The organism is Rhodococcus sp. NPDC049939, assembly GCF_040656415.1.
Lineage (GTDB): Bacteria > Actinomycetota > Actinomycetes > Mycobacteriales > Mycobacteriaceae > Rhodococcus_F.
This window is the reverse complement of record NZ_JBFAMC010000001.1, coordinates 720,137-746,802: the sequence shown is the minus strand read 5'-3', so window position 1 is coordinate 746,802 and position 26,666 is coordinate 720,137. Positions and strand designations below refer to the sequence as shown.

Genomic DNA, 26,666 nt, shown 5'->3' with positions numbered 1-26,666 from the left:
ATCGAATCTGCCGGATATGTTCGGTTACAACCTCTCAGCAATTGCCAGCGCGGTCGAACCGAGCCGGGGCAGACGGAGGTCCGCAAGAGGTGTCACCATGTTGCCGAGACGATTGGTGATGAACGCAACCGACAACCCCGTGTCCGGGTCCGCGAACGCACCAGAACCACCTAAACCATAGTGCCCAAACGTATTCCGTGGTTGCTTTCGCCGGGCGACCATCCCCGCGTGGTATCCGAGCCGCCAATTCATCGGGATACCCAATACATAGTCGCGCGTCGTCGTCTGCACCTCACTCAACTGCGCCACAACCTCCGGCCGGAGAAACTCGACACCGTCGACGGTGCCTGCGTTCGCCAGCGCCCCGTACATCCTCGCCAGTGCGCGGGCACTGAAGACACCGTTCCATCCCGGCATCACACAGTCGTGGATCGCGGGATTGCGGACGAGTAGGTCGAATCCGGCGGGCATGCCGGCGTCTGCCACGTCGCGCAATCCGGGCACTTTCGACATAGCGAACGACGTGGCACCCCACGGAACGCCGAACGGGTTGATTCTCGGGAACGTCTTGGCAATCCGGCCGCGCTCGCCATGAGGCACCTCGTACCAGAATTCCTTCACCCCGAGTGGTTCGGCAATCTCCGTGCGCACGAGTTCGGTGAAAGGAATGCCCGAGGCTCGAGATGACAGTTCGGCGATGAGCGGGCCGAACGTCACCGCGTGATATCCGGGCGCCTTCAGCCTGCGCGGATCCGGCTCGGCAGCCGCCAGGGCAGCACTGACCAGAGTATGGTCCATCAGACTCAGCGGACCGGGGACGAGTCCGCGAACTCGGTGGAGCCCGGCGCGATGTGTCAGCAGTTCACGGACCGTGATCGTCTCCTTGCCCCCGACAGCGAACAACGGCCAGTACTGCGCCACCGGCACGTCGTAGTCGATGATGCCTCGGCATGCGAGGCGATGCAGGACCGTGGACGCAACGCCCTTACCCGTGGAGAACGTGAGGGTGACGGTGTCTTCCTGCCATCGGGTCTTGCGGCTCGCCCAGCCCGCCCATACGTCCACAACGGGTTCTCCGCGCAGATATACGGCCAATGCGCCACCACCCTGACGCGGATCGCGGAAGAGCCTGAAGAACTGGTCCACGAGCATCCCGAACCGGCGGTCCACCAGCATTTTCGCAGGTGGCCGCACTGTGCGGCCCGTTATCGGCCAGGGCGTCGTGGTGGACATGACCACTTCTCTCGCCGTCTTTCACGTGCGTGATATGCACGATTAACTTCCTGTTTACACATTTTTGGGCGCGGTTGCCCCTTGCTCAGCGCCTGTGTGATCGGTTCGTGCCCATACCGCAACGCAAAAGCACACCCTGACCAGGGTTTCTAGGTCTGTCGTAGATCATTTCGGTTCGAGAGAAGTGAAGTACTCGAACCTGACCTCAATGTCCTCGACGAGCCGAGTCGTGGTCTGAATCCCCAGCGAATGCTCCTTCAACAAGTCGCACAAACGGTCGCCGTCGATGAGATCGATCGGCGGCGCCCCGTCCCTCTTGGACTCCGCTCGCGCGTCGCCGGTGAACGTACCCGTGGTGATGAGCAAGCCCTTCTCTCCACGACCCGCCATCGCCCCACGGAAGTCACGCACCGCACCGGAGCCGACACTGCCGCTGTCGCGCTTGCACTGAAAGAACACCGGGAAACTCAGCAGTGCCAGCTGGTACACCCCGAGACCCTCGATGTCCCCATCCCCCCTGCGAGCGGTAATCGACGCGCTCGAGAAGCCGGCTTCACGCAGCAACCTTTGTGTCAACCGCTCGAACGCTGCAGGCGACATCTTCAAGATGGTGTCGAGCAGGAGGTCCTTCCAGCCTGCGTCGTTGTCCGCCTCCGCGATGTTTGCATCAGGTTCGTCGCCTCTGCGCGACGCAGCCTTCTCCGACTTGCGGGCTGCATTTCTCTTACGGTTCTCCGCGGAGAACTCGGTGTGCAAGGGGCGGATGTCGCTCTCTGTTACCTCACGCCCCTTCTCCGTCACGCTCCACACCCCGCGCCGACTGTTGGTCAGCAGGCCCATCCCCTTGAGGTACGTGCGCGCCCACGCCAGCCGGTACTCGATCTCCGTGCTGGGACCGTCACCGTGCAGCACCCCCTGCACTTCGGACGAAAGACCTTCGCGCTCAACAACCGCACTGTCGAGTTCCTCGTTCGACGCCGAGCCACCGAGAGCTATGGCAGCCTGAAGCGCCGGCCACAAGAGGTCAACGTACTGAGGAACGTGAACGGTCATGACCCCAAGCATGCCGGAATCGACCGGGCGGGCTGCACACCACCCCGATCCGTTCATCCCGCCCCGCCCTGCCTCCGCCGGGCTTCTTCACGATTCTCGACCTGAGACCGGTAGATGGTCTTTCCTGACCGGCGCACGATGAGGTAGGCGATTCCCACCGCAATCATCCCCGGCACCAGCACGCCGATGCTTCCGGTCATCTCAGCCACCATCAACATCACGGCCAGTGGTGCGCGAGCTATGCTGCCGAAACAGGCCATCATTCCGACGATGACGAATGGCGCCGGACTGTCAGGGATGCCTGGGGCCCACGGTTCCAGCACTCGCCACACCGCGGCACCAGTGAATGCGCCGATCACCAACCCCGGCCCGAAGATGCCCCCGGAGCCACCCGAACCAATGGACAGCGAGGTCGCCAGAATTTTCGCGAAGGGCAGCACCAGCACCACCCACAGCGGGATCGCCTCGAGGTCGATGCGCGACATCGACTGTTGAATCCAGCCGTATCCACTGCCCAGTACCTCCGGCAGCACCAGCGCCAAAAGTCCGACCAACAAACCGCCGACCGCTGGTTTGAAGATCCGACTTCCCGGAAGCCAACGAGTGAGATCTACAGTCGTATAGAAGGTTCCGCTGTATAGAATTCCGATCAAGCCACCGAGGGCACCGATCAAGGCAAACCACACCAGCTCGAGCGGTGCGACGAAGATGTACTCCTCGGCGGCGGTCCCGAAAAGCGGCCCGAACCCGACCAGGCGACCGAACACTGCGTAACTGACTATCGACGTGACAAATGCTGGGATCAGAATGTCGAAGTCGAAGTCCTCCTTGAACGGGATAGTGCAACACAACACAGCGCCACCGAGCGGGGCACCGAAGATTGCACCTATGCCCGAGCCGATTCCGACCGCCACCGCGATCCTGCCGTCGCGAGGTGACAGGTCGAGCCGACGGGCGAGCAACGACCCGAAACCCGCCGAGATCTGCGCCGTCGGCCCTTCTCGTCCGCCGGACCCACCCGACCCGATCGTCACAGCAGATGCCACCAGCTTCACGAGAACCACACGCACGCGGATCATTCGGGGGTCGCGGTGGACGGCGTCGATCGCGGCATCGGTGCCGTGGCCCTCGGCTTCCGGAGCGAGCTTGTACACGAGTATCCCCGCGACCAGACCACCGAGGCACACCACGAGTGGGATCGCCCAGGGGCGTTCGAACCCCCTGCTCTCGGCTACACCACCGTCACCCGCCGCGGTCGGCGGCTGATAGCCCCCGAGTTCGACGAGCAACAGACGAGTCGCCTCCGACAGCGCGAAGTAGAACACGGCCGCTCCGAGACCCGCTATCAACCCGATAGCCGCACCCAGAACGATCCACTTTCGCAAGTAAGTTGCGTTGTTGACCCAGGTCTTCGCCGACGTCTCGATCTTTCGCGCAGCCTGGGATCCTGTCACCACCGGGATCACCTGAGTTTTCCGAAAACCGTCCGACCCTCCATGATCGTGGCGAGGACGCGCAGATCAGCAATCTCGTCTGGTTCCACGAAAAGCGGATTCGACGACAGTACAACGAAATCGGCGTGCATGCCGGGTTTGATCGCCCCGATTACGTCGTCGCTGTGCAGATGCCATGCCGAGTTGATCGTCTCCGCGCGGAGAGCCTCCAGGACGCCGATCCGCTCGTCAGGACCGAGCACGCGACCCGATCGAGTGCGGCGGGTCACGGCGTCGGCGATGTTGCGCAACGGGTTGGTGGGGGTGACGGGAGCGTCGTTGTGGAACGAGATCCGCTGTCCCATGGCGATTGCGGAACCAGCCGCCGCCCACCGTGCTCCACGCTCCGAACCGAACAGGTCGTCGACGAGGACGTCTCCCCAGTAGTAGAGATGATCGACGAACATGCTGCACGTGACTCCGAGTTCGGTCGCACGACGGAACTGGTCCGAAGTCATCGCCCCGACGTGCTCGAGCCGCAACCGGTGGTCGTCACGTGGCGTGTCTGCGAGCATCCGCTCCCACGCGTCGAGCACCAAGGTGATCGCGTCGTCGCCGTTCGCGTGAGCGGCGATCTGCCAGCCGTTCTCGAAGTACGGCCTGCTGATCTCGAGAATCTCGTCCTCGGTGTAGTTGGCCTTACCGCGAGTTCCCGCGAGACCCATGGCCCGCGTGACCTCGGAATCGATGTAGGGAAAGCTGTTGGCCGCATTGCCGACCCAGGGTGAACCGTCCGCCCAGATCTTGATGCCTACCTGGCGGACCAGGTCGTTGCCTACGCCTGGCGACACCTCACTGGCGCGCTGCGGGTTCGACATCTCGTAGAGACGAAGGCGAGTGGTGAGCTCGCCGGATCTCGAGAAGGCGGTCAACGCGGACCGGAGTTTCGGGTCGAAAGCCATCTCGCTACTGGTGGTGATCCCTGCCGCATTCATTCGCGCGCACTCGGCCGAGAGAAGTTCAGGGAGCCGAGTCATGGCCCCGTCGAGTACCTTTCCGGCCACCGCCATCACCGCGGGTGCCTCGAAAGCCGTGCCGTTGAGCTCACCGGACTTCTCGCGGCCGAAGCTTCCGCCCTCGGGGTCCGGTGCATCACGGGCCAATCCGGCCTGCCGCGCGGCCACGTCGTTGAAGAAGGCAACGTGCCCACTGTTGTGCAGTATCACCAGTGAGGTGTCCGGGGCGACGGAATTGAGCCACTCTCGGGTCGGTTCCGGGAGTCCCCTCTGCAAGAGGGGGTCCCAACCGTTCACCAGAGCGCCGTCGGGATGCTCGTCAACGGCTTTGCGTACGGCCTCGACCACTTGTGCCGCATCGGCGACGGTGACCGGTCTGATATCCACGACAGGTTCGCCGAGAAGCAACGCCGAATAGAGCGGATGTCCGTGCGCTTCGACGAATCCGGGTAGCACACAGGCTCGGCCCATGTCCACGGTCACCGTTGTGGGCCCGATCAGCGGAATCACCGCGTCGTCGTCACCTACGGCGGCAATCCGTCCCTCACGGACCGCAACAGCCTGAGCGCGTGGCCGTTCGTCGTCCATAGTGATCACATCACCGAAAAGCACCAGATCGGCGGTCTTCGGAGCATTGTCGACCATCAGTGCGCCCTCCCGTCGGACCGGGGCGAGGACGACCCCCACGCGCCGGCAGCGAGTGTCGACTGTGGATTCACCCTACAGCTACCCGGCAGATCAATTGTGGGAATAAGGCCTATCCCAAACATCCCCCGACCTGGCCGTTCGGTCAGTTCTCCCCGACCGTGATATCGGCCTGATCGACGTCGACGTCCCCGCCCGGGTTCGCGGTTCCTTCGGTGGAGATCCGATCCTTGTCTATCCCTTGCGCTTCGAGAGCGCTGGCAACCGAATCGGCTCGTTCGTCGGCCAACTGCTGCGCGGCGTCCTCGTCGGACATGTCGGCGTACGCCTCGATCTTGATGTCCGCATCATTCGTCTCCAACGCAACCGCGATCGCGGTGAGGGTCACATTGGAAATGGGGTTCAATTCGGAACTGTCGGGTTCGAACTGGATCGGAGTCGCCGAGATCGCCGCGTTGACAGCGTCTCGTGTGGCTTCCAACGCTGCGTCCACCGCAGCCGACGCAGTGGCTCTGATACTGGTGGCCGCGGCATCGAGGGGGCCGGGCTCCGAGGTTGTCGTGGTGGTAGTCGCCACATCCGAATCTTCGCTCGAGCAACCGGCTACTCCGGCAATCGCAATGGCAGCCACTGCAACACCGCTGACGATCGTCCTGCGAATCATTGGATTCCCCTCGAAGTCGCTACCGTCCAGAAGGCCTACCCATCGTGAGAATAGCCCTGAGCCCCCGGTCGCGTCGGCGAATCAACGGTCGCATTCAGTTGATTGTCGTGTGCCACACGATGGCGGCGGCAAGTGCTCCGGCGCCATTCAACGCCCAGTGCAGCGCTATCGGCGCGATCAGACTGCCGCTGCGGCGGCGGAGCCAGGTGAACACGACCCCTGCCCCGGCTGTGGCGACGACTGCGGCCGCGATGCCGAGAACCTGACCGACCACACCGCCACCGAGAATGCTCGACAAACCCTTGTTACCCGAGGTCAAGCCGAACGAGGATGCGATGTGCCAGAGGCCGAACATGAGCGATCCCGCCGCGAAGACCCCGCGCACACTGCACACACGGTCCAGCGTGCCGTGGAGCACACCACGGAATGCGAGTTCCTCGGGGATGACGGTCTGTAGTGGGATGACGATCATCGAGGCCACAAGCGCACCCGAGAGAGTGGCATACCGATCGGCCATGAAGAAGGGGCGAGTAAGTGGTAGCGCCGCTCCGATCGCGACGACGGAGATCACGAGACCCATCGCGCCGAGGGCGTACAACGAACCCCGGCGCCAGTGCCTGGGCGAGAGCCCCAATTCGGCCCAGCCGAGCCCCCGACGGCGAACCAGTGCGACCAGCACGACAGCGGCGATGGGAACCGTCGCGATACTGGCCCATGCGGTGGTGAAATGTGCGATCAGGTTCGTGCCCGCCAGGACGACGATGACGATCGCGATATCCAGATAGGCGTGCAGCACGGGTCGTCCGGCCCGGCCGTCTGTCGATTCTGCGTTAACAGCCCCCGCGTAAGTGGATTCGATAGTCATACGTACGGCCGGTCTCCTTCGCGATGCATCCGGAGAGTGTACGGATTTGCCGACTCCGACTCGTATGAGCTTTCCCACTATGTGTATAAGGACGCACCCTCGCCATCCGGCGTCCCCGCCCCGCGGCTAGCCTGGGTGCGAACTTCAGATCACCCGCTGTCCAGGAGATAGAATGGCCGACTTCGAGTACGAGGACCTGCTGCCGATCGGTGAGGACCGCACCGAGTACCGGTTGCTGACCACCGAGGGGGTATCGACTGTCTCCGGACCGGACGGCCGCACCTTCTTGTCCGTCGAACCCGAAGCGCTGCGCCTGCTCACCGAGACGGCACTTCACGACATCTCGCACTACCTGCGCAGCGATCACCTGAGGCAGCTCGCGAGCATCCTCGAGGATCCGGAAGCGTCCAGCAACGACAAGTTCGTCGCGCTGGATCTACTCAAGAACGCCAACATCGCCGCCGCAGGCGTGCTGCCCATGTGCCAAGACACCGGCACCGCGATCGTCATGGGCAAGCGCGGCCAGCACGTTCTCACCCCAGGGAATGACGAGACGGCCGTCGCACGGGGTGTCTACGACGCCTACACCCGGCTCAACCTGCGCTATTCCCAGAACGCCCCCATCACGATGTGGGACGAGAAGAACACCGGAAGCAACCTCCCGGCGCAGATCGAGCTCTACGCCGACACAGCGGTAGGCCACGAGAACGCCTACAAGTTCCTGTACATGGCCAAGGGCGGGGGCAGCGCCAACAAGTCCTACCTGTTCCAAGAGACCAAGGCGATCCTGAACCCCGACAGCATGATGCGCTTTCTGGAAGAGAAGATTCGCGCACTCGGCACCGCGGCCTGCCCCCCGTACCACCTGGCAATCGTCGTCGGCGGCACCTCCGCCGAGTTCGCGCTCAAGACGGCCAAGTACGCGTCCGCTCACTACCTGGACGAGCTCCCCAACGAGGGTGCGATCACCGGCCGTGGCTTCCGTGACCTCGAGCTCGAGGAGAAAGTCCTCGAGCTCACCCGCGAGATCGGAATCGGCGCCCAGTTCGGCGGCAAGTACTTCTGCCACGACGTCCGCGTCATCCGTCTCCCACGTCACGGCGCTTCCCTGCCGGTGGCTCTGGCCGTGTCCTGCTCCGCGGACCGGCAGGCCAAGGCGAAGATCACCCCTGAGGGTGTCTTCCTCGAACAACTCGAATTCAACCCGGGCCGGTTCCTCCCCGAGGTCACCGATGCCCAACTCGATGCAGAGACCGACGGCGTCTCCGGCACGGGCAAGGGCGCGGCCGTCAAGATCGACCTCACCAAACCGATGCCGCAGATCCTCGCCGAACTGTCCAAGCACCCGGTGAAGACCCGGTTGTCGCTGACCGGACCGCTGGTCGTCGCCCGCGACATCGCCCACGCGAAAATCAAGGAGCGCCTCGACGCAGGCGAGGAGATGCCGCAGTACCTCAGGGATCACCCGGTGTACTACGCCGGTCCGGCCAAGACACCCGACGGCATGGCATCCGGCTCATTCGGGCCAACCACGGCAGGCCGCATGGACTCGTACGTGGAGCAGTTCCAGGCCGCGGGAGGGTCGATGGTGATGCTCGCCAAGGGCAACCGTTCGAAGCAGGTCACCGACGCGTGCAAGTCGTACGGCGGTTTCTACCTCGGTTCCATCGGCGGCCCCGCAGCACGTCTGGCCCTTGACTGCATCAAGAAGGTCGAGGTCGTCGAGTACGAGGAACTGGGCATGGAGGCGGTCTGGAAGATCGAGGTCGAGGACTTCCCCGCGTTCATCGTGGTAGACGACAAGGGCAACGACTTCTTCGCGGGCGTCTCCACACCAACTCTCACCATCGGGAAGCGTCCCGGCCTCTAACGACTCACCGATCTCGTACTTCCTGCTGCGCGGCACTTACCGGCTTCGTTGACGGGCTTGCTCGACGGCCGCCGCGATGGGCATGGACACCACGGGACCATGGCCCGGCACGATGGTCTCGGCGTCGAGAACGGCGAGGTGGTCCAGAGCGGAGACGGTGTCCTGCTTCCCGTGGTCGAAGACCTGCGGGAGCAGTTGCGGGCCACGGACTTTCGACAGCGCATGCGCTGTGACCAGCGCATCGCCGGTGACGACCACACCGTGCTGGGGAAGGTGATATGCGCTGTGCCCGGAGGTGTGCCCGTGGGTAGCCACTGGAACCGGAGCACCGGGCAGGTCGAGAGAACCGCTGGACGCGAACGGCTGGGCGTCGCCGATAGACAGCGACCGGGTTGCTCCGACCCGGGCGATGCGCAGGAGCCAGGGCAGCACGCCGTGCTTGTGCAGCATCGGGATGAAGTCCTTGCCGGTGGCCTGCTCGAGGTAATCCCTTCGCGCATGGGCGACTTCGGCTGGGTCCGTGAACACCGGAGTTCCGTAGCGTTCATGGAAGGCAACAATCGCGCCCATGTGATCGATGTGCGCGTGGGTGAGCAACATGCCCTGCACGTCTTCCGGCCTTCGACCGAGCGAGTGGATTGCACCTTCCACGGCGCCGACGTCACCGGGATAGCCGCCGTCGATCAGGGTCAGGGCATCACCGTCCCGCAGAATCACTAAGTTCACGTCAGTCCCGGAAGCACGGAACACGTCGGGTGCTACTTCGTCCACGATTGTCACGATGCAACTCTATGTCGCACGCGTCACTTGGTCACAGCGAGTGCGTCGATCCAGAGGCGAATGGAAGTCCGTAGCGTCTCGGTTCCATCGGCGTGAGAAGAGTCCGCGCCCAGCTTCCTTGCCCCGAAGGCGAAGTCGAACACCAATCCCTCGAGCAGGGTGATGAGATCACGTGCGGCACTTGCGGGGTCCGATGCACCCAGAGAATCCATAAGTGCCGTCGCTGCTGGGAATGAGAACAGGCACGATGCCAGACCCTCCCGCAGCTCGTCATCACCTGCTGCATCCGCCATCAGTGCGTACCGGGCGAGTACGTCTCTACGGCGGTCTCCCAACAGCACTTCGAGCTGTGCCGCGATCAGGCTCGCTGCTTCCCGGGTTGTTTTCGGTGGGACGGATGGCGCCGCGTCGCGGAACTGCTCGCTCGACCGGCAAGTCAGGTGCGCGATAGCGGCGGACACCAGGGCACGGCGGGTGCGGTAGTAGTACGAGGTCGAACCGCGCGGCAGGCCGAGGCGTGCGTCGACTCCCTGGTGCGTGAGCGCATGATTGCCACCCTCGGCAGCGAGATCCAACGCGGCATCACATATGAGGTCACGGCGTGAACGACGGTGAGACATGTCTCGATCCTCTCAATCCTCTACGATAGTAGAGTTCGGCCATGCGTTGGAGTCGTCGAGCCTCACGATCGAGCCGCCCCTTACGGCTGGATCCCGCCGTATTCGTCACGGCAGCAGAAGAGTTGGGATTCACGCTCGATGATGCGCAACGGCAGGCTGCAGATGCCCTCGCGACTGCCGATCGGAACCTGTACCTTTGGGGGCCCGCGGGTCGGGGTAAGAGCTGGTTGATGGCTGCGTACTTTGCTGCGCTGCCGACCGTCCGGAAGACGCGGATTCATTTCCACGAGTTCTTCCGCGACCTACACCTGGCTATCCGGAGGAACGGCAACGACCTCGAAGCGGCCCTGGAGGATCTCCTCGGGGCGCTGGATGTTGTGTGCTTCGACGAATTCCACGTTCACGATCCTGCGGATGGCAAATTCATCGCCCGACTGCTGCCCGCGCTGCTCGACCGGGAGATCCGGGTCATCTTGACCTCGAACTACCCACCACAATCCTTGCTGCCCAATCCACTCTTCCATTACGACTTCGCGCCCACCATCGAGCTGATCGAACGGACTCTGACTATCGTCGCCGTCGACGGCCCCGTCGACTACCGCACCCACTCCAGCCACGAGGCCGGGTTCGCCGCCGGATTGTGGGTCAGCCCTGGATCCCCGAATCAGATCGAACACCTCGGTCTCAATCCACCGAGTCCAGACGAACACACGACTCTGGCGCCGGCCGGACACCCCGTGCACGTCCACCGTGCTGCCGGCGAATGGCTGTGGATCGACTTCGTCGACCTGTGCGGACGGACCACCGCCCCGGTCGACTACCTCGCGTTGGCCCGGGACTTCCCGAAGTGGGTGATCAGCGACGTACCTGGTCTTGGCACGGCAGGTCGCGAACCAGCACAGAGGTTCGCCAACGTCATCGACGTTCTCTACGACCGCGATATCACCCCCGTGTTTCTCGCAACGGTGCCGCTCGAGGTCCTCACCACCAGCGCGCAACTCCCCGTCGATTTCGAACGAGTCAGGAGCCGCCTCGGTCAACTCAGCCGGATCGAATCCGGCAAGACCGAGTTCTAGAAGGCACCCCGGCAGTCCAACCCTGTCCCCGATCCTGCCTACACGCGGCAGAGGATTTCGCTGTGCAGAAGCGCGAACCAACCGTCGCGCTCCCGCACCCACGAATGCCAGCCTGCCGCAATTTGTTCCAGATCCGCTCGAGTGGCCAATCCTAGTTCGATCGCACGCTCGGCGTAGGTCGAGTGGAGTACGCGATCCGCCCAGGAACCACCCCACCACTCGCGATCCTCGTCCGAAGAGAAGCACCACGTGCGTGCGGTGGTCTCGAAGTCGACGAGACCGGCCTCGCGTGCCCACGCCCGAAGACGCCGCCCCGCATCCGGTTCACCCCCGTTCGCCCGAGCGATGTCCTTGTACAGCGCCAACCACCGGTCGAGTTCGGGCGTCTCCGGGTACCAGGTGAACGTGCCGTAGTCGGCGTCGCTGGCGGCGACGATTCCCCCCGGCTTGCAGACACGCTTCATCTCACGCAGCGCCTGCACCGGATCGCTGACATGCTGCAGCACCTGGTGTGCGTGCACCACGTCGAAGGTGGCGTCGGGGAAATCGAGTGCGTGAATGTCCGATACTGCCGTCTTGGCATTCGGGACACCCCGTTTGGCGAATTCGGCCCGTGCCAAGTTGAGCGCCTCGTCGTTCATCTCCACGGCCGTGACCACTCCGGGAGCGACCAGACCCGCGAGGTCGGCGGTGATGGTTCCCGGACCGCAGCCGACATCGAGCAAGGTCATCCCACTGCGCAGATCCGGCAACAAGTACCCCGCGGAGTTCTCCGCTGTACGCCACCGATGGTTGCGCAACACCGACTCGTGATGGCCGTGCGTGTAAACCTTCTCCCCTGTGCCCATGTCCCGAGGTTAGCCACCTATACCGAAATATGGGATAGGAATCTCACATATCGGGATCACGCACGAGTTGCGGGGACCGGATGCCGTATCGGTCGCACCGTGCCCGAGGAAACTACCGTCAGGTCCAGAGCGCGGCGACCAGAACAGTGACGATTGACAGCCCGCCGATCACATGCACCATGTTCGGGTTCTCCGATCCCTTCTTCTGCCTGCTCCGGAAAATCTCGGCCAGCGCAAGAATCACGATCGAAAGTACGAGTTTCACACCGATCTTGATGTGGTTGTAATCCTTGTCGAGTGCGCCCTCGCCGAGGCCGACGAGAATGAGTCCTGTCACGAATTGGGCTCGTGCGCCCCACACCATCACCTCTGAGACTCGCGGCGCCGCGAGTACAGCAAAGTAGCCACCGACAAGGGCGGCCATACCGAGCAGATGGCTGACGAAAACAAGGTTGTAGAGGACGGTCATGCCGACAGCCTAATTGCCGGGTACATCGGTTCTTCAGCCCACCCGATACGACACCGCTTGAAAGATCCCGTCTCGCTGGCCAACTCGTTCACGGTCTCGGTGCAGGTAGAAGGGCGTATTGCAACGATTGTTCGGTTCGTCCGGTTTGGATACGCTGGTAGTCGACGGTAGGTACGTTCGCCCTCGAGATTCGCGCCACAGAAATCTGCTCGCCGAAACACGGTTGAACGCCCACCACAACAAAGAAGTAGGAGTATGTGATGCCCGACTTCACGATTGATCGTCAGATTCAGGCTCCCGTGGAAAAGGTTTGGAGCGTACTCAACGACTTCGGGAACATCGCCCGTTGGAACCCCGGCGTCAGGCGGTCCAAACTGACATCTGCCGGGCCGGTAAGTGAGGGATCTACCCGGCACTGCGATCTCGCACCCCTCGGCGGCGTCGAAGAACGAATCGACAAATACGTCCCGAACGAGCGCATGACGGTGAACCTGTACGAAACGTTCAAACTGCCAATCTCTGGCGGCGTAGCCGATTTCAACATCGCGCCGCACGACGCCGGAACGAAACTGACGCTTCACTACAGCTACACCCCGAACGTACTGGGTCACCTGACGAAGTACTCCACGGGTAAGCGGCTGCGCAAAGGCATCAATGGCTTGGCCGATGCCCTTCAAGAAGAGAGCGAGCGAAGCACCGACGCCTGACAGCCCGGTGCCTGCCCCGGCGACCGGGTCAGCCGGACACGACCCCCGCCTCGATCGCCACCTTTCGATAGACCGCGGCCAGGGTCGCTACGTTTTCGTGTGCGTTCAGTCCGCTCGGATTGGGCACGACCCACAACTCCGCACCCTCGAAGCGACGTGGTTGCTTCCCCGTCTTGGCACCCCGATTGCCAAAAGCAGTGCGGTAGGCCGTAACTCCCGCAATCGCGACCACCCGAGGAGTGTTGTCACGCACCACGACTCGAAGCCGTTCGGCGCCGGACGCCAACTCTGGCGCAGTCAACTCGTCGGCCCTCGCCGTCGCGCGCGACACCAGGTTGGTGATACCGACACCGCGCTCGACCAGGTAGCTGCGATCCGCGACCGACATACCGTCGGCCGGATCGATCGCGCGCTCGATGATCCCGGCGGTCAGTAGAGCCGGGTAGAAGCGGTTACCCGGCCGCGCGAAATGTGTCTCGGTAGCGGCCGACCACAACCCCGGGTTGATTCCCACGAACAGAAGACGGCAATCGGGTCCGATGAGGTCGGGGACCTCGGCGTCGCGGAACGACTCCAACTCTGCGCGCGTAAAACTCACAGCCGCCCCCAAGCACTCACGATCGATCTCGCGCCCCGGCCTCGAGCAACTGCAGAGTCACACCGTCCTGGCGAGACGGTTGGCGAGCATTGTGGTGAACCGTGCGGGATCGGCGAGTTCGCCCCCCTCTGCGAGCAATGCCATGCCGTAGAGGAGTTCGGCGGTCTCCCCCAGCGCCGCGTCTTCGCTGCGCTCGCTTTGCGCGTCCCGCAACCCGGTGACCAGTGGATGAGTCGGGTTCAGTTCGAGGATGCGTTTCGAGGAGGGAACCGGCTGTCCTGACGCCCGGTACATCCGCTCCAGCGTCGGCGACATGCTGAAGGCGTCGCCGACAATGCAGGCCGGTGATGTGGTCAACCGGGATGACAGGCGCACCTCTTTGACCTGCTCGGTCAACACCTCGGTCATCCAGGTGAGCAGACCGGCAAAATCCTTTTCCTGCTCTTCGCGCTCGGACTCGTGAGCCTTCTTGTCTTCTTCGGTATCGAGATCAACCTCGCCCTTGGCGACCGACTGGAGCGACTTGCCATCGAACTCAGGGACCGAACCGACCCACATCTCGTCCACCGGGTCCGTCAGCAGCAGCACCTCGTAGCCCTTCGCCCGGAAGGCTTCCATGTGCGGTGAACTCTCGAGCAGCTGCCGGGATTCGCCCGTCGCGTAGAAGATCTGTTCCTGGCCGTCCTTCATTCGCGCGACGTAGTCCTCCAGCGAGGTCAACTCTTCCTCGCTGTGTGTGGACGCGAACAACGAGACGCCCAGCAACAAGTCCCGATTGTCGGTGTCCGACATCAGGCCTTCTTTCAGCGCACGACCGAACTCACCCCAGAACGTCCGGTATTCGTCCGGGCGCTCCGCCTTCATTTCCTGGATGGTGGTGAGAACTTTCTTGGTCAGCCTGCGGCGGATCGCCCGGATCTGCCGATCCTGCTGAAGCATCTCGCGCGAGACATTGAGCGAGAGGTCTTGCGCGTCCACCACGCCCTTGACGAAGCGAAGGTACTCGGGCATCAGCTGGTCGCAGTCGTCCATGATGAAGACGCGCTTGACATAGAGCTGGATGCCGATCTTCCCATCGCGCATGAACAAGTCGAACGGTGCGTGCGACGGGATGAACAGCAGCGCCTGGAACTCGAACGTGCCTTCCGCCTTCATCGGGATGACCTCGAGTGGGTCGTCCCAAGCGTGGGCGACGTGCTTGTAGAACTCCTTGTACTCGTCCTCGCTGACGTCGTCCTTCGATCGGGCCCACAGAGCCTTCATCGAGTTGATCGTCTCTGAAGTCTTGGTGACCTCAGCCTCGCCGTCGCCCTCCGCCGGCGTCGTACGCTCAACCTCCATGCGGATGGGCCAGGCGATGAAGTCGGAGTAGCGCTTGACGAGTTCCCTGATCTTCCATTCCAACGTGTAGTCGGGCAGATGATCTTCAGCGTCCTCGGGCTTGAGATGCAGCGTGACCGAGGTGCCTTGCGGCGCGTCGTCGACTGCTTCGATCGTGTACGTCGCCTCGCCGCTCGACTCCCAGCGCGTGGCTCCGCTCTCTCCGGCCTTCCGTGTCAGCAGGGTCACCTTGTCTGCGACCATGAAGGTCGAGTAGAAGCCGATGCCGAACTGTCCGATCAGTTCTTCGGACGTGGCGGCGTCCTTCGCTTCCCGAAGCTTTTCGCGCAGATCAGCCGTGCCCGACTTGGCCAGCGTGCCGATGAGGTCGACGACCTCCTCGTGTGTCATACCGATGCCGTTGTCGCGAACGGTGAGCGTGCGGTTCTCTTTGTCCACTTCTATTTCGATATGCAGATCCGTCGTATCGACGTCGAGATCCTTGTTGCGGAAGGCTTCGAGCCGCAACTTGTCCAATGCATCCGAAGAATTGGAGATGAGTTCCCGCAGGAACGAGTCCTTGTTGGAGTACACCGAGTGGATCATGAGGTCCAGGATTTGGCGTGTCTCCGCCTGGAACTCCAGTTGTTCGATATTCGTGCTCACTTCGATTCCCTTCGACAGCAGAACCCTCAACACCAAGTTCTTCGACACCAGATTCGTCGTTCGAATGATATCGCGCTGCCGATAAACGGAATCTTCGGTCATCGGACGAGGGCACTACCCTTTTCCGGTCGTACGGCCGCACCTGTCCTCGATCGGTGAACGGCTAACCGGAACCGGCAGTTGGGTCGGCCACGCCCCTGCAGCGGCGAACTCCCGTCGGCATGTGTTGCTGTGCAAGCACCTTCGCGACGGCATGGATCCACCAGGGCACCGACGACCGGACGATCTGTCGCCGCCCACCCAGAGATCGCGATACAAAGTCGTGCGCCCGACAGAGGTGTCGCACGGTATCGTTGGGGCGACCCATACGACGGTCCCGTGGTAGGGAGTGGCCGTGACGACCAAGAGGGATCTGATCCGCAATATTGCTCTGATGGGACATCAGGGCAACGGCAAAACGAGCCTCGCGGAGGCGATGCTCTTCCGCGCCGGTGTCATCGCCCGTCCCGGGCGAATCGAGAGCGGCAACACCGTACTCGACAGCCAACCGGAAGAACGCGATCGCACCCAGTCCCTGACGCTCGGTCTGGCGTCGTTCTCGTGGGGCGATCACCAGGTCAATCTCCTCGACCCGCCCGGCTACGCCGATTTCGTAGGCGACGCCATGACAGCACTTCGTGTCGCCGACGTCGCGATTTTCGTGATCGACGGGGTCAGTGGTCTGCAGGTGAATGACGAACTGCTGTGGCAGGCGGCGAGCGATATGTCGATCCCACGGGTCCTGTTCATCAACAAACTGGACAAGGAGCGGGCATCCTTCGATACCGTCCTGGGCGGAATTCGCGCCCGGTTCGGCTCAGGAATCGAAGCGGTCGATCTGCCGATCGGCGAGGCATCGGCGTTCGCGGGCGTCGCCGATCTCCTGACCGAACACGTCATCCTCTACGACGCCGGTTCACCAACTACGAGCGACGAGCTCCCGGCCGACATCGCCGACCTCGAACACGAACAGCACGAGCACTTGGTGGAGGACGTCGTCGAGATCGAGGACGACCTGCTCTCCAGGTATCTCGACGGGGAGGACATCGGCGTCGCCGAACTCGAGCACGCGCTGAGCGTAGGTTTCGCCACCGGCGCCCTGTGGCCGGTGCTGTGCGGGTCGGCTGTAGACGGTATTGCCGTCGATCGCCTTCTCGATTTCGTGTGCCGCATCGCACCTGCACCATCGGACGCCCCCGGCATCGAAGTACACGACGACGGTCAGGTCCGTGAAGTGCCGTGCGATCCCTCCGGTGATCCACTGGCGTACGTCTTCAAGACGCAGACCGACGAATACGTCGGTCAGGTGGCGTTGATGAAAATCGTTTCCGGCACTGTGCATGCCGACGACGTTCTCGTGAATCAACGCACCGGAGTAAAGGAGCGGCTGCACAACCTGCTTCGCGTAATCGGCAACAAGCACACTGCGATCGACTCCGCGCGGGCGGGCGACATCGTCGGGGCAATCAAACTCACCGACGTCGCCACCGGCGACACACTGGCACCGCTCGGATCCGCGCTCAGTGTGGCACCGCTCGAACACGCGCCGGCGGTATACGGGATCGCAGTGGCCGCCGAGAGCGCAGGCGATGAGGACAAGTTGTCGACCGCCCTGGCCGAACTCGTCAACGACGATCCGACACTGGAAGTGATCCGAGACAACGAAACACATCAGACGGTGATCCGGGGCGCGGGCGATATCCACGTGCAGGTGGCCTTGACGCGACTGCAGCGGCGATATGGGATCACCCTTCGGACCGAACCCGTGAAGATCGCGTACCGCGAGACTCTGCTCGGATCCACCGAGGCGGAGGGCCGCCACAAGAAGCAGTCTGGCGGGCACGGCCAGTTCGGTGTGGCAACCGTCCGCTTCGAGCCACTGCCTCGCGACGACGGCTATGAGTTCGTCGACGAGACTCGTGGCGGGGTGATTCCCAAGCCCCTCGTCTCGGCCGTCGGCAAGGGAATCGCCGAGTCGATGAGCCGCGGGGGCCGCCACGGGTTTCCGCTGGTCGACCTGCGAGCAACGGTGCTCGACGGAAAGCACCACTCGGTCGATTCGGACGATTTCAGTTTCCGGATGGCCGGGGCACTCGCGCTGAGCGCGGCAATCGACAAGGTGGGCACCCTCGTCCTCGAACCCATCGATCGTCTAGAGGTCACTGTGCCTGCGGATGTCCAGGGTGACGTGATGGCTGATCTCGGACGTCGACGAGGCCAGATAGAAGGCACCGAACCGGCCCGCGACGGCGAGATCACCGTGATCGCATCTGTCCCGACGAGCGAGATCACCGACTATGCGGTTGCACTCCGATCGATGACGCACGGACGTGGCCGTCTCGCACTGAGCTTCAAGTGCTACCAGGAGAGACCCGAGTCCCACTGACAAACGCAGAGCGGGCGTCCTACAGGTGCGCGGAGAGTGCGAAACGGTCCGGAGTCTTGCTGAGACCGAGGGCGATATCGCTGATCATCTCCCCGACAACGGGGGCGAATTTCGCGCCCTGGCCCGAGCACGGGGAGGCGACGGTGATCGGTCCACGGCGGTCCAACAGAAAGTCTTCGTTACGGGTGTTGGTGTAGAGGCAGGTGTCTTCCCGCACGGGAGTGGAGGCCAGCCCCGGCAGCCAGGTGTCGACGAACGACTGCACCAGATCCCGCGTGTGTGGGTCGGGCAGTCCTGAGCGTGAGGCTGGTGTGGTCGCTACGCCGGGATCGTGCCTGCCGACCTTCAGCGCAGGCTCGGGTCCACCGTCGGCGCCGGAGGGGAGCCCGTAGAACGTCCTGTGGTGCATGCAGATCAAAACGGGCCAGTGGCCGGGCGCCATCGTCTCGGTGAAGTGGAAGATGTTCTGTTCGGTCACTGTCAGATGAGGATCCGGGATATCCGGCAGAGTCCTGGACAGGATCTCGGGCAGCCAGGGGCCGGCGGCCACAACTAGATGACGGGCGGTAAAGGTGCCATCCGAGGTGGCGACACTGACATTGCCGAATCGATGTTCGACTGCCTCCACTGCGGTGCCGATCCGGATATCGGCACCGTCGGTCTCAGCGACGGCCAGGGCCGCCGCGATGGTGGCGTTGGGGTTGATGTGACCGGCGTCGGGTTGGAACAGCACATCGGTGGGAAATCGCATCCCAGGGAATCGTTCCTCGGCCGCGGCTGCGCTCAGCAACTCGCAGGTGACTGCGTTGGCCCGGACCGCCTCGTAGAGTTCACGTGGGTGCCGATCAATCCCGTAGTCGAGACCGCCGGTGGTCGTGAGCAGGGCTACGCCGGAGTCGTCTTCGAGTTTTCTCCACAAATGCTGAGCGCGGGAAGCCATATCTGCATAGATCGGCACCGGGTGCGCGCGGCGGAAGATGCGCGAGGTGCCATGTGAGCTGCCCTCGGTGTGCCCGAGAGGGCGAGCTTCGAGTAGCAGGACCGAGCGGCCGCGGGCGGCGAGCGAGCGGGCGGTCAGGCTGCCGGTCAAGCCACCCCCGACAATGGCGATGTCATAGATCATGGTCGGCCTCCGGGGTGCTGACGCACATCACGGTGGTGGAGCGATGATTGCGATTCGCGAGGTGCCCCCGAATATGTCACGCCGCCGCTACGTTGCGCTACAGGCTGTCGATGACTCGGCTGAGCCGTGGTCCGAGGTTGTTCGTCACGAGCGACTCGAGTCCTGCCCAGTAGTCGATATCCGTTCCCGATTGCCAGGAAGTTCTCAGGTTCGACCGAATGGATACTTATTCTCGCTCGGCAGGATCGGTTGCATGCCTGACGTGACCGTTCTCGCAGTTGGTGGCACCGGAGAGTCCTACCCTGATGATGATCGAACGCACGTATCCGGGCTGCTCCGCACTGTCGCCGATGCGCTCGACGGGCGTTTCGCGTCACGTTGGGTCGGTTATCCGGCATCGTACGGCCCGGTCGCGGTAGGCGGACTGAGCTATCGGCACAGCACCGAGGTCGGTGTACGCAGGTTGATGGACGCTATCGAGGCCGCACCGGGATCGGTCATGTTGATCGGCTATTCGCAGGGCTGCACCGTGATCCGTGAGGTGCTGGGGAAGATCGCAACCGGCGAATTCGCTGGAAGGCACGTCCGTGCCGCCGGCCTGATTTCCGATCCCGAACAACCCGCCGGAGCCGTCCCGGGCTGCGGTGGGCGCGGAGTTGCAGGCGAAGGCGCACCGCTACCCGCCACGGTCCCTGTCCTCTGGATCGCGCACCCGAACGACATGATCTGTAATGCCAGCGACGACAGCTTCGTACGCGACATCGCGGACCTCACGGGGTGGATGTCGTTTCGAACGCATCGGGTATGGCTCACCCAGATCTGGAAACTTCTCCGACACAACAGCTTCCAGAATGCGGACAAGACCAGAATCAGCCCAACGCAGTGGCGCACTGATCTGCATCGTCTGCGGACGGCGATGCTCGAAATACTCGGCTACCTACCTGCACACCTCAGCTGGCGCGGCATGAAAGTCGTAAACCCCCGAGGTGGTCGACACGTCGCGTACGCCAGCGAACCGCTGGACTCGAGCGGGCTGACCGGGTGTCAGATCCTGGCCGAGTGGTTGCAGGTGCGGGCGACATTCGCACCGCCCCTGCAACCAGCTGTGTAATCCTCCAAATCGGGCTCGGAGCATAGGACCCGGTCTTCACGCGGTCACCAGGTTCACGATTCCTACTGCTGCGTGACATCTCCGCAGAGGATCGGTGCGAACAGCATCGTCGGGTTGCCGTCGCTGTCTGTGACCTCGTCCGACGACCCCATGTGCACATTCACGTACCAGCCGCTGGCAGGCGGTGCAGAGTCGACGTTATCGATCGTGGTCGAGACGGTGGCCTCACCTGAGCCGTCGGCCTGCATGTCCGGCAACGGATATACGACGTCTCCCTGTGCCGCGCACGACCCGGAGTGGACATGTACCGCGTGCGCGCTGTCAGGCTGTAGACCGGAAGCACTCACCTCCACGCCCAGCGTCTGCTGATCGGCGTTGTAAGTCAGAGTGGCCGTGCCTTGCGGGGTGTGCCCGTCGCTCGGCGGCGTCTGCATTTCCAGGTCAGCCGGACCTGTCGCCGCCGTGCCCGCAGGAATGTCTCCACAAGCGATCGGGGTGAAACTCACGTCCCCGGGCGAACCGAGTTCCGCCGACGGTGCGAGATGGATATTCAGGTACGAATCGGTCGGGATGCCTTCTGGGACCGCCTCACTGACGACGGTTTGTTGAACTACACCACTGGCATCCGCGAGAATATCCGGAAATGGCACTGAAGGTGGTTGAGACTGATCTGCGCAGGTACCGGGGTGGATGTGCATGGCGTGACTGCTGTTCGGCGTGAAGCCACGCATGTCGATCGCAGCGGTGACCTGCATGGTGTCCGGGTCCCAGCTCAGCGAGGCGGTCCCGGTCGGCATGTCCTCGAGCGTGACTGTCGGCATCGACTCCGACGCAGCCGCGGTGGTACCGGGCGTCGTAGCAGTAGGACTTTCTTCCGTTGTGGAGCTAGAACAGGCGCCCAGAACGAGCACACTCGCAGCGGCAAAACATATACCGGCACTTCGTATCATCTGAATCTCCCTGAAGTGGGCAAAGAGGCAGGCTGCCGGTTCGAACGTAAGCCCGCTGAAGAACCACTGTCAACCCGCGAATCCGACAGTCCTACGCCGCCGGTATCGCTGGTCATCCCCAACTGTCTCGAACGTGTCTCGAACGCGGTAACTACTGAGAAGTAGCGACGATCTTTCCGAAATGCCGACCGGATTGTTGGTGGCGTAGAGCATCAGCCAGGCGATCGAAAGGGTATGTCGAGTCGATGACTGGCTTGATCGCCAAGCCTTCGAGCCCGGCCACCATCTCCTGCTGATGTTCCCTGCTTCCGACCAGTAGGCCTTCGATCGTGACCTGCTTGGTCAGCAGCGGCGTGAAATCGACAGCCGACGAAGCGCCCGTCATGATGCCGAGCGCTGCGATCCTTCCGCCAACCTTCGCTGCCGCGAGAGATTGATCGAACGTCGCCGGGCCTCCGATGTCGAGCACGTGATCGACCCCGTGACCTGTGAGGGTGAAAGCCTCTAGCCCCCACTCGGGATTCTCTCGGTAGTTGACGGTGAGGTCGACGCCGACTTCGACAAGCTTGGCGATCTTGTCTGCCGAAGAGGACGTGCCGATGACTCGGGCGCCGACCGCCTTGGCGAGTTGAATAGCGAACAGCGACACCGTGCTGGAACCTGGAACGAGCACGGTCTGCCCCGGTCTCAGCGGCACAGTGGAGAAAAGCGCTCGCCATGCGGACAGTCCCGCGGTCGGCAGAGTCGCAGCCTCGGCGTACGAATAGTTTCGTGGGATGGCGGTCAGCGCTGCGGCTTGGATCGTGACAAACCGGCGGGCATACCCGTCCACGCCGTCACCCGGTGAGTTCACAAACCCGTCGACCGTAGGCCGTCCGTACTGCCAGTGCGGTAGATATGTCGTCATCACGCGGTCGCCGAGACCGAACTGCGACTCTTCGTCGCCGACCGCAACAACTTCACCCGCCGCGTCCGAAAGAAGGATTCGCGGTCCATCAGTCGCGATCGCACCGGTTGCGACAAGGACATCGTGGTGGTTCAGCGAGTTCGCGTGAACCTCGATCATGACTTCGCCGGGCTGCGGGTCGGGCGCGTCGACATTGCGAGTCACGAGGTTGTCGAGACCGCCGGGCGGTAATACGTAGATCGCTGGGGATAGCATGTCGTCATCCTTTTGCCTGTGCAGGCAAGGGGTGAAGTCGTCGGCACACCACGGATATCACCCGAACGTGCGACCGACGACTACCGTTGTGTGACTTGATGTTCCGGCTTCAGAGCAAAGCCGCCTTGAAGCCGCCGTCGAGGATCAGGCTGCTGCCGTTGCACCACGACGACTGGTCGCTCGCGAAGAACACCGCCGCGGCAGCGACCTCCTCGGTACGCCCGTAACGTGTCTGCTTGGTGGTGATCAGGTCATCGAATCCGCCGGCCTCGAGGCCGAGCGCCTCCTCGAAGCTTGACTGATGTGTCTTGACGAGGTCGGTGTCGATGAACCCGGGCAGCAGCGCATTGGCACGGATGTTCTGGAAGCGGAGTTCGGCCGAGAGCGTCTCCGTCAGATTTCGCACTGCGGCCTTCGCGGCGGCGTAGCTGCCGATGAGAGCCGAACCGGTAGTCGACGAGATCGAGGAGATGGTCACGATCGACCCACCACCGGATTCGAGCATGGCGGGCAGCGAGTGGCGGATGGTCAAGAAGACCCCGTCGAGGTCGACCGACATCACCTTTCTCCACTCCTCGAAGGAAGTCTGCGCCAGCGGCTTGGTCGTGGCGATTCCCGCATTCGGAACCACCACGTGCAGACCACCGAACTCGGCGACTGTCCGCTCGACAAGTTCCTGTACCTGCTTTTCCTCGCTGACATCGGCTGTGACTGCGATGGATCCAGCGATGGACGCCGAAACATCCTTTGCCGCATCACCGTTGATATCGCTGACTACGACGCGCGCTCCCTCCGCTCCGTAAGCGCGAGCGATCGCAGCACCGATACCTGCACCGGCCCCGGTGACGATGGCTACCTTTTCAGCAAGCAGTCCAACCATGTGCTTTCTCCTGTAGTGAGCGTGACTGAGGGGGATGCCAGCAGCGATGATCTCGGGTATCACGGTTGGTGGCGGGCTCGCAGATGACGAGGGCGGGCACCACCTCGACCATGTGAACCACCTGTGAACAGCGTCTTCTTGCCTGAGCGGCCATTCACGCTCACCTACCCGCCTTCCTCCCGAAGAGTGATAGAGACCACAACACCTGCGACGCGCATCACTCTATCGTTTGTTTGACAACTGTCAAGAAAAATATGACCAAGTGTCAAGATTCTGGGGCGCAGCACAGTTTGGGTAGGTAGCCGGCCACCGTCCACCGAAAAACAACACGGTCGCCGCAACCTCCCACTTCGAGACTGTTACGACGACCGCGTGAACCTGCCAGGATGCGCCGGGCTTGGTCTTGGCCCAAGCGGTGAACAAGTCGGTAGTCAGGGGCTGGTGGCTCGTCGTCTTCGCCGGTGCCCGCGACCGGCACTGCCGTCGTCACACCGGGCACCGCCTAGATCTGGTCGTTCCGAACTGTTCGAGTCTGCTGTCGAGTTCACGGTGCACTCCTGGTGAACGTGCCGAGCCCGCTCGCATTGAAGAACTCGAGCAGCAGAGTGTCGTCTGTGAAGGTGGCCTTGGAGATCATGCCGGTCGGGCCGCCCCTACGGGCAGGGGCGAAGGTGAACACGTCACCGTCCTGGTGAGTCAAGGGAAACACCAGCCCTTCGGGGCCCATCGTAAGGATCAGCGCGTCGTCGCGTTCGGTGACCTGTGCGGCACCGAAGTAGTCGTTGGCGTACGCGCCGACGTACGTCGCGAGGGGCCGCGGCGGCATCGGTGTAGGCAGCGGAGTCTGTCCGGTAGGCGCATCTTCCGGATCGGGCATCGTCGGAAAGGCCTTCTCGTACAGTTCCGCCCAGTCCTGGCGAACCTCACCGAACTGGACCATGTCGGCGAACTCGGAGGTGAGGGTCTCCGGGACGCCGATCGGTGCGGCGTTGGTGAGCGCGACGATCGCGACATCCGCCGACGGGATCGCGACGAAGCTCGTCGCCGCCCCGAGTGCGAATGCCCCCGAGTGGCTGAGCGTGACACGCCCAGCCGCGCTGGTGTCGACGTTGAACCCGTAACCGTAGAAGCTCGCGCGGGCGTCCAGGGATGTCGGCGCCGAAGAGATGTTCTGCGGCGAGATCGCTGGCAGCAGCGATTCGGCGGGGATCAGTTGCCCTCCGTCGGTCTCTCCGTTGGCGAGCAGCATCTTCAACCACGTGGTGAGGTCGTTCACCGACGAACTGACGCCTCCGGCGGGCGACTGCGGATCGGGATTTCGCTCCGCCCGTGCAACGTACGTTCCGTCGACCTTCACGTGGCCCACGGCACGGTTCTCGTGCGCTGCGTAGTCTGCGTAGCGAGAGCTGGTGTCCGACATGCCCAGTGGCTCGTAGAGTGCCCGCTGCGACAGGGTCGCCCAATCGGTACCCGACGCGTTCGCCACTGCCTCGGCAGCCGCGGTGAGGCCGAAGTTGGTGTACGCGTACGAGTTCCGAAACGGGTTGAGCGGGAGCAGGTGCAACCGTTCGATGATCTGTTGCCGGTCGTAGCCCAGACCCTCGAGGATGTCGCCTGCGTGATCAGGGAGTCCGGAGCGGTGCGCGTACAGGTCGCCGACGGTGACTTGCTCGGTCGCGTAGGGGTCGGCGAGTGAAAATCCGGGCACCTTCGCGGCGACCGGGGTGTCCCAGTCGATGACCCCGTTGCCGACCTGATGCGCGACGACGGTCGCCCCGATCGGTTTCGATAGCGACGCCAACTGGAACACCGTGTCGGCGTCCACCTCCTCCGACGATCCCGCCTCGCGGACGCCGAATCCTTTCGCGTACACCGTCCTCCCACCGTGCACCACGGCGACTGCCATACCCGGGATTCCGGAGGATTTCATCAGGTCCTCGGCCAGTCCGTCGAGTTGGGCGATGGCGTCCGCCACCGAACCCTCGGGCAACGGCACGCCGGCGACCTGCGCGGGGTTGACCGGTTTCGCTGTCGGGGACGTGAGCGGTGTGTCCGTAGCGGTAGAGGTGCATCCGGCCGTCAGGGTCGCGGCAGCGAAGACCGCTACAAGCGATCGGTGTCGGCGGGGAGCGCGCATTTTGGACCTTTTCTCGTCGTCGGATCGTGGGCGGACGCCGAGACTGGCGCCCAAGGACTTCGGGACTGGTTCCGTGGTCGGGGTTTGTCATCGCGAGCATATGGCAACCGCCATCGAATGTAGGTTGCACGACTCGCGCGTCTTTCTCGCCGCCCATCGGCCCGAACGGCGCGGATGAGAACGTCGCCGGTGATGTTGGTAGTCGCGGTGATTGGATCGATGTTCGGCATGCTCATCTCTCCGCTCTCAGCGCTACGACTTACTGGGAGTGTCGCTGATGTCAAGGGGATCTGATCCATTAGGTTCAGAACGCTCACGTAACACCTATTGATGGAGACAACCACGTGACCTATCCCCCGCAGCCTGAACAGCCCAACCATCCCGGTGGGTTCCCGCAGCCTCAACAGCCCATCCACTCCGGTGGGTTCCCGCAGCCTCAACAGCCCATCCACTCCGGTGGGTTCCCGCAGCCTGACCCGATGAAGAAGAAGCGGAAGAAGTGGCCGTTCTTCGCCGGAGGTGCCGCGATCCTCTTGATCCTGGTCGTCGTCCTACTCGTTGTTGTAGGTGGGCTCTTCTCCGGCCCAGCACACCTGGACCGGGACACCTACGAGACGTTGTCGGAACGTGAGTACGAGAAGATCGTACGAAACCCGGAAGCGCATGAGGGCCGCAAGATCCTGGTGTACGGGACGGTCTTCCAGTTCGATACTCGCACGGGCCCCGAGGTTTTCATGGCTGACACTGGAGCCCAGAAGGTGGCTTCGATCTTTTACGACCAGTACACGGCCGTCACGGGCGATGCTGAGGTTTTCGTAGAGGTTGTGGAGGATGATCTGGTTGCGATCTATGCCTCGGTCGCCGGTACGCAGGTGTACGAGACGGTCAGCGGTGACGATCGGGAGGTTCCGTTGCTGCGGGCGAGCATTGTGGATGTGATCGGCTGACGCGCGTTGTTGCCGATGTGTCACGCTCGCGGTAGACGCTTCCCTGAGGGTGTGTCAGCGGCAAGCAG

23 protein-coding genes are annotated in these 26,666 nt (G+C 63.0%); 6 read left to right on the top strand and 17 right to left on the bottom strand.

Annotation, left to right across the window (positions count from 1 at the left end; all coding sequences use genetic code 11):
* Nucleotides 1-24 precede the first annotated feature (24 nt).
* The 6 genes from AB0I57_RS03280 to AB0I57_RS03255 all read right to left on the bottom strand — a co-directional run bounded on the left by AB0I57_RS03280 (nucleotide 25) and on the right by AB0I57_RS03255 (nucleotide 6,909).
* Nucleotides 25-1,233 carry a serine hydrolase domain-containing protein gene (locus tag AB0I57_RS03280; RefSeq protein WP_358329768.1) on the bottom strand — a complete coding sequence of 403 codons (1,209 nt, stop codon included), beginning with the start codon at nucleotides 1,231-1,233 and terminating at the stop codon, nucleotides 25-27.
* Nucleotides 1,234-1,398: 165 nt separating this feature from the next.
* Entirely contained in the window at nucleotides 1,399-2,298 is a 900-nt protein-coding gene (locus AB0I57_RS03275) for a restriction endonuclease (RefSeq protein ID WP_358333093.1), read from the bottom strand.
* A gap of 41 nt (nucleotides 2,299-2,339) precedes the next feature.
* The gene (locus tag AB0I57_RS03270; RefSeq protein ID WP_358329765.1) at nucleotides 2,340-3,752 is read right to left on the bottom strand and encodes a chloride channel protein; all 1,413 of its coding nucleotides are present in this window, start codon (nucleotides 3,750-3,752) and stop codon (nucleotides 2,340-2,342) included.
* Nucleotides 3,749-5,380 carry an amidohydrolase gene (locus AB0I57_RS03265; RefSeq protein WP_358329762.1) on the bottom strand — a complete coding sequence of 544 codons (1,632 nt, stop codon included), beginning with the start codon at nucleotides 5,378-5,380 and terminating at the stop codon, nucleotides 3,749-3,751. Before AB0I57_RS03265 ends, AB0I57_RS03270 begins: the two co-directional genes overlap by 4 nt.
* Before the next feature lie 145 nt (nucleotides 5,381-5,525).
* Nucleotides 5,526-6,044 (bottom strand): OmpA family protein, encoded by a 519-nt coding sequence (locus AB0I57_RS03260; RefSeq protein WP_358329759.1) that lies wholly within the window; start codon nucleotides 6,042-6,044, stop codon nucleotides 5,526-5,528.
* A gap of 94 nt (nucleotides 6,045-6,138) precedes the next feature.
* Complete coding sequence (locus AB0I57_RS03255; RefSeq protein ID WP_358329757.1) at nucleotides 6,139-6,909, bottom strand: type II CAAX endopeptidase family protein; 771 nt, start codon at nucleotides 6,907-6,909, stop codon at nucleotides 6,139-6,141.
* Between the two features lie 172 nt (nucleotides 6,910-7,081).
* On the opposite strand from AB0I57_RS03255, the gene AB0I57_RS03250 reads away from it, so the two are divergent.
* Entirely contained in the window at nucleotides 7,082-8,779 is a 1,698-nt protein-coding gene (locus tag AB0I57_RS03250) for a fumarate hydratase (RefSeq protein WP_358329754.1), read from the top strand.
* A 36-nt stretch (nucleotides 8,780-8,815) separates the two neighbouring features.
* On the opposite strand, the gene AB0I57_RS03245 is transcribed toward AB0I57_RS03250, so the two are convergent.
* The gene (locus tag AB0I57_RS03245) at nucleotides 8,816-9,559 is read right to left on the bottom strand and encodes an MBL fold metallo-hydrolase (protein ID WP_358329752.1); all 744 of its coding nucleotides are present in this window, start codon (nucleotides 9,557-9,559) and stop codon (nucleotides 8,816-8,818) included.
* Between the two features lie 23 nt (nucleotides 9,560-9,582).
* A complete protein-coding gene (locus tag AB0I57_RS03240) occupies nucleotides 9,583-10,179 on the bottom strand; it encodes a TetR family transcriptional regulator (RefSeq protein ID WP_358329749.1) in 597 nt (198 codons plus the stop codon).
* 41 nt (nucleotides 10,180-10,220) lie between these two features.
* Here AB0I57_RS03240 and zapE point away from each other — a divergent pair, with 41 nt between their 5' ends.
* A complete protein-coding gene (gene zapE, locus AB0I57_RS03235; protein ID WP_358329746.1) occupies nucleotides 10,221-11,255 on the top strand; it encodes a cell division protein ZapE in 1,035 nt (344 codons plus the stop codon).
* Nucleotides 11,256-11,293: 38 nt separating this feature from the next.
* Here the strand turns inward: zapE and AB0I57_RS03230 are convergent, their stop codons facing one another.
* The gene (locus tag AB0I57_RS03230; protein WP_358329743.1) at nucleotides 11,294-12,103 is read right to left on the bottom strand and encodes a methyltransferase domain-containing protein; all 810 of its coding nucleotides are present in this window, start codon (nucleotides 12,101-12,103) and stop codon (nucleotides 11,294-11,296) included.
* A 118-nt stretch (nucleotides 12,104-12,221) separates the two neighbouring features.
* Nucleotides 12,222-12,572 (bottom strand): hypothetical protein, encoded by a 351-nt coding sequence (locus tag AB0I57_RS03225; RefSeq protein WP_358329741.1) that lies wholly within the window; start codon nucleotides 12,570-12,572, stop codon nucleotides 12,222-12,224.
* Nucleotides 12,573-12,832: 260 nt separating this feature from the next.
* Between AB0I57_RS03225 and AB0I57_RS03220 the strand changes: the two genes are divergently transcribed.
* Entirely contained in the window at nucleotides 12,833-13,279 is a 447-nt protein-coding gene (locus AB0I57_RS03220; RefSeq protein WP_358329738.1) for an SRPBCC family protein, read from the top strand.
* A gap of 28 nt (nucleotides 13,280-13,307) precedes the next feature.
* On the opposite strand, the gene AB0I57_RS03215 is transcribed toward AB0I57_RS03220, so the two are convergent.
* Together AB0I57_RS03215 and htpG are read right to left on the bottom strand one after the other, a co-directional pair.
* The gene (locus AB0I57_RS03215; RefSeq protein ID WP_358329735.1) at nucleotides 13,308-13,877 is read right to left on the bottom strand and encodes a mismatch-specific DNA-glycosylase; all 570 of its coding nucleotides are present in this window, start codon (nucleotides 13,875-13,877) and stop codon (nucleotides 13,308-13,310) included.
* Nucleotides 13,878-13,934: 57 nt separating this feature from the next.
* Nucleotides 13,935-15,863, bottom strand: coding sequence for a molecular chaperone HtpG (gene htpG / locus AB0I57_RS03210; protein ID WP_358333090.1), 1,929 nt, complete (start codon nucleotides 15,861-15,863; stop codon nucleotides 13,935-13,937).
* Between the two features lie 394 nt (nucleotides 15,864-16,257).
* Between htpG and AB0I57_RS03205 the strand changes: the two genes are divergently transcribed.
* Complete coding sequence (locus AB0I57_RS03205; protein ID WP_358329732.1) at nucleotides 16,258-18,288, top strand: elongation factor G; 2,031 nt, start codon at nucleotides 16,258-16,260, stop codon at nucleotides 18,286-18,288.
* 19 nt (nucleotides 18,289-18,307) lie between these two features.
* On the opposite strand, the gene AB0I57_RS03200 is transcribed toward AB0I57_RS03205, so the two are convergent.
* On the bottom strand, nucleotides 18,308-19,411 hold the full coding sequence (locus AB0I57_RS03200) for an FAD-dependent oxidoreductase (RefSeq protein WP_358329729.1): 1,104 nt from the start codon (nucleotides 19,409-19,411) through the stop codon (nucleotides 18,308-18,310).
* Nucleotides 19,412-19,664: 253 nt separating this feature from the next.
* Between AB0I57_RS03200 and AB0I57_RS03195 the strand changes: the two genes are divergently transcribed.
* Entirely contained in the window at nucleotides 19,665-20,522 is an 858-nt protein-coding gene (locus AB0I57_RS03195; protein ID WP_358329726.1) for a PE-PPE domain-containing protein, read from the top strand.
* Between the two features lie 62 nt (nucleotides 20,523-20,584).
* On the opposite strand, the gene AB0I57_RS03190 is transcribed toward AB0I57_RS03195, so the two are convergent.
* From AB0I57_RS03190 to AB0I57_RS03175, 4 genes are all read right to left on the bottom strand, one after another.
* Complete coding sequence (locus AB0I57_RS03190; RefSeq protein WP_358329723.1) at nucleotides 20,585-21,319, bottom strand: CHRD domain-containing protein; 735 nt, start codon at nucleotides 21,317-21,319, stop codon at nucleotides 20,585-20,587.
* A 304-nt stretch (nucleotides 21,320-21,623) separates the two neighbouring features.
* Nucleotides 21,624-22,634 (bottom strand): NAD(P)-dependent alcohol dehydrogenase, encoded by a 1,011-nt coding sequence (locus AB0I57_RS03185; RefSeq protein ID WP_358329720.1) that lies wholly within the window; start codon nucleotides 22,632-22,634, stop codon nucleotides 21,624-21,626.
* 109 nt (nucleotides 22,635-22,743) lie between these two features.
* Nucleotides 22,744-23,514: an SDR family oxidoreductase gene (locus AB0I57_RS03180; RefSeq protein WP_358329717.1), complete on the bottom strand. Its 771-nt coding sequence runs from the start codon at nucleotides 23,512-23,514 to the stop codon at nucleotides 22,744-22,746.
* 544 nt (nucleotides 23,515-24,058) lie between these two features.
* Nucleotides 24,059-25,651 (bottom strand): serine hydrolase, encoded by a 1,593-nt coding sequence (locus AB0I57_RS03175; RefSeq protein ID WP_358329714.1) that lies wholly within the window; start codon nucleotides 25,649-25,651, stop codon nucleotides 24,059-24,061.
* Between the two features lie 479 nt (nucleotides 25,652-26,130).
* On the opposite strand from AB0I57_RS03175, the gene AB0I57_RS03170 reads away from it, so the two are divergent.
* Nucleotides 26,131-26,598, top strand: coding sequence for a hypothetical protein (locus AB0I57_RS03170; protein WP_358329711.1), 468 nt, complete (start codon nucleotides 26,131-26,133; stop codon nucleotides 26,596-26,598).
* Nucleotides 26,599-26,666 lie beyond the last annotated feature (68 nt).

Coding starts and splice junctions, on each gene's coding strand:
- AB0I57_RS03280 (WP_358329768.1), bottom strand. CDS start 1,233: ATGTCCACCACGACGCCCTGGCCGATAACGGGCCGCACAGTGCGGCCA.
- AB0I57_RS03275 (WP_358333093.1), bottom strand. CDS start 2,298: ATGCTTGGGGTCATGACCGTTCACGTTCCTCAGTACGTTGACCTCTTG.
- AB0I57_RS03265 (WP_358329762.1), bottom strand. CDS start 5,380: ATGGTCGACAATGCTCCGAAGACCGCCGATCTGGTGCTTTTCGGTGAT.
- AB0I57_RS03260 (WP_358329759.1), bottom strand. CDS start 6,044: ATGATTCGCAGGACGATCGTCAGCGGTGTTGCAGTGGCTGCCATTGCG.
- AB0I57_RS03255 (WP_358329757.1), bottom strand. CDS start 6,909: ATGACTATCGAATCCACTTACGCGGGGGCTGTTAACGCAGAATCGACA.
- AB0I57_RS03250 (WP_358329754.1), top strand. CDS start 7,082: ATGGCCGACTTCGAGTACGAGGACCTGCTGCCGATCGGTGAGGACCGC.
- AB0I57_RS03240 (WP_358329749.1), bottom strand. CDS start 10,179: ATGTCTCACCGTCGTTCACGCCGTGACCTCATATGTGATGCCGCGTTG.
- zapE (WP_358329746.1), top strand. CDS start 10,221: ATGCGTTGGAGTCGTCGAGCCTCACGATCGAGCCGCCCCTTACGGCTG.
- AB0I57_RS03230 (WP_358329743.1), bottom strand. CDS start 12,103: ATGGGCACAGGGGAGAAGGTTTACACGCACGGCCATCACGAGTCGGTG.
- AB0I57_RS03225 (WP_358329741.1), bottom strand. CDS start 12,572: ATGACCGTCCTCTACAACCTTGTTTTCGTCAGCCATCTGCTCGGTATG.
- AB0I57_RS03220 (WP_358329738.1), top strand. CDS start 12,833: ATGCCCGACTTCACGATTGATCGTCAGATTCAGGCTCCCGTGGAAAAG.
- AB0I57_RS03200 (WP_358329729.1), bottom strand. CDS start 19,411: ATGATCTATGACATCGCCATTGTCGGGGGTGGCTTGACCGGCAGCCTG.
- AB0I57_RS03195 (WP_358329726.1), top strand. CDS start 19,665: ATGCCTGACGTGACCGTTCTCGCAGTTGGTGGCACCGGAGAGTCCTAC.
- AB0I57_RS03190 (WP_358329723.1), bottom strand. CDS start 21,319: ATGCCGACCGGGACCGCCTCGCTGAGCTGGGACCCGGACACCATGCAG.
- AB0I57_RS03185 (WP_358329720.1), bottom strand. CDS start 22,634: ATGCTATCCCCAGCGATCTACGTATTACCGCCCGGCGGTCTCGACAAC.
- AB0I57_RS03180 (WP_358329717.1), bottom strand. CDS start 23,514: ATGGTTGGACTGCTTGCTGAAAAGGTAGCCATCGTCACCGGGGCCGGT.
- AB0I57_RS03175 (WP_358329714.1), bottom strand. CDS start 25,651: ATGCGCGCTCCCCGCCGACACCGATCGCTTGTAGCGGTCTTCGCTGCC.
- AB0I57_RS03170 (WP_358329711.1), top strand. CDS start 26,131: ATGAAGAAGAAGCGGAAGAAGTGGCCGTTCTTCGCCGGAGGTGCCGCG.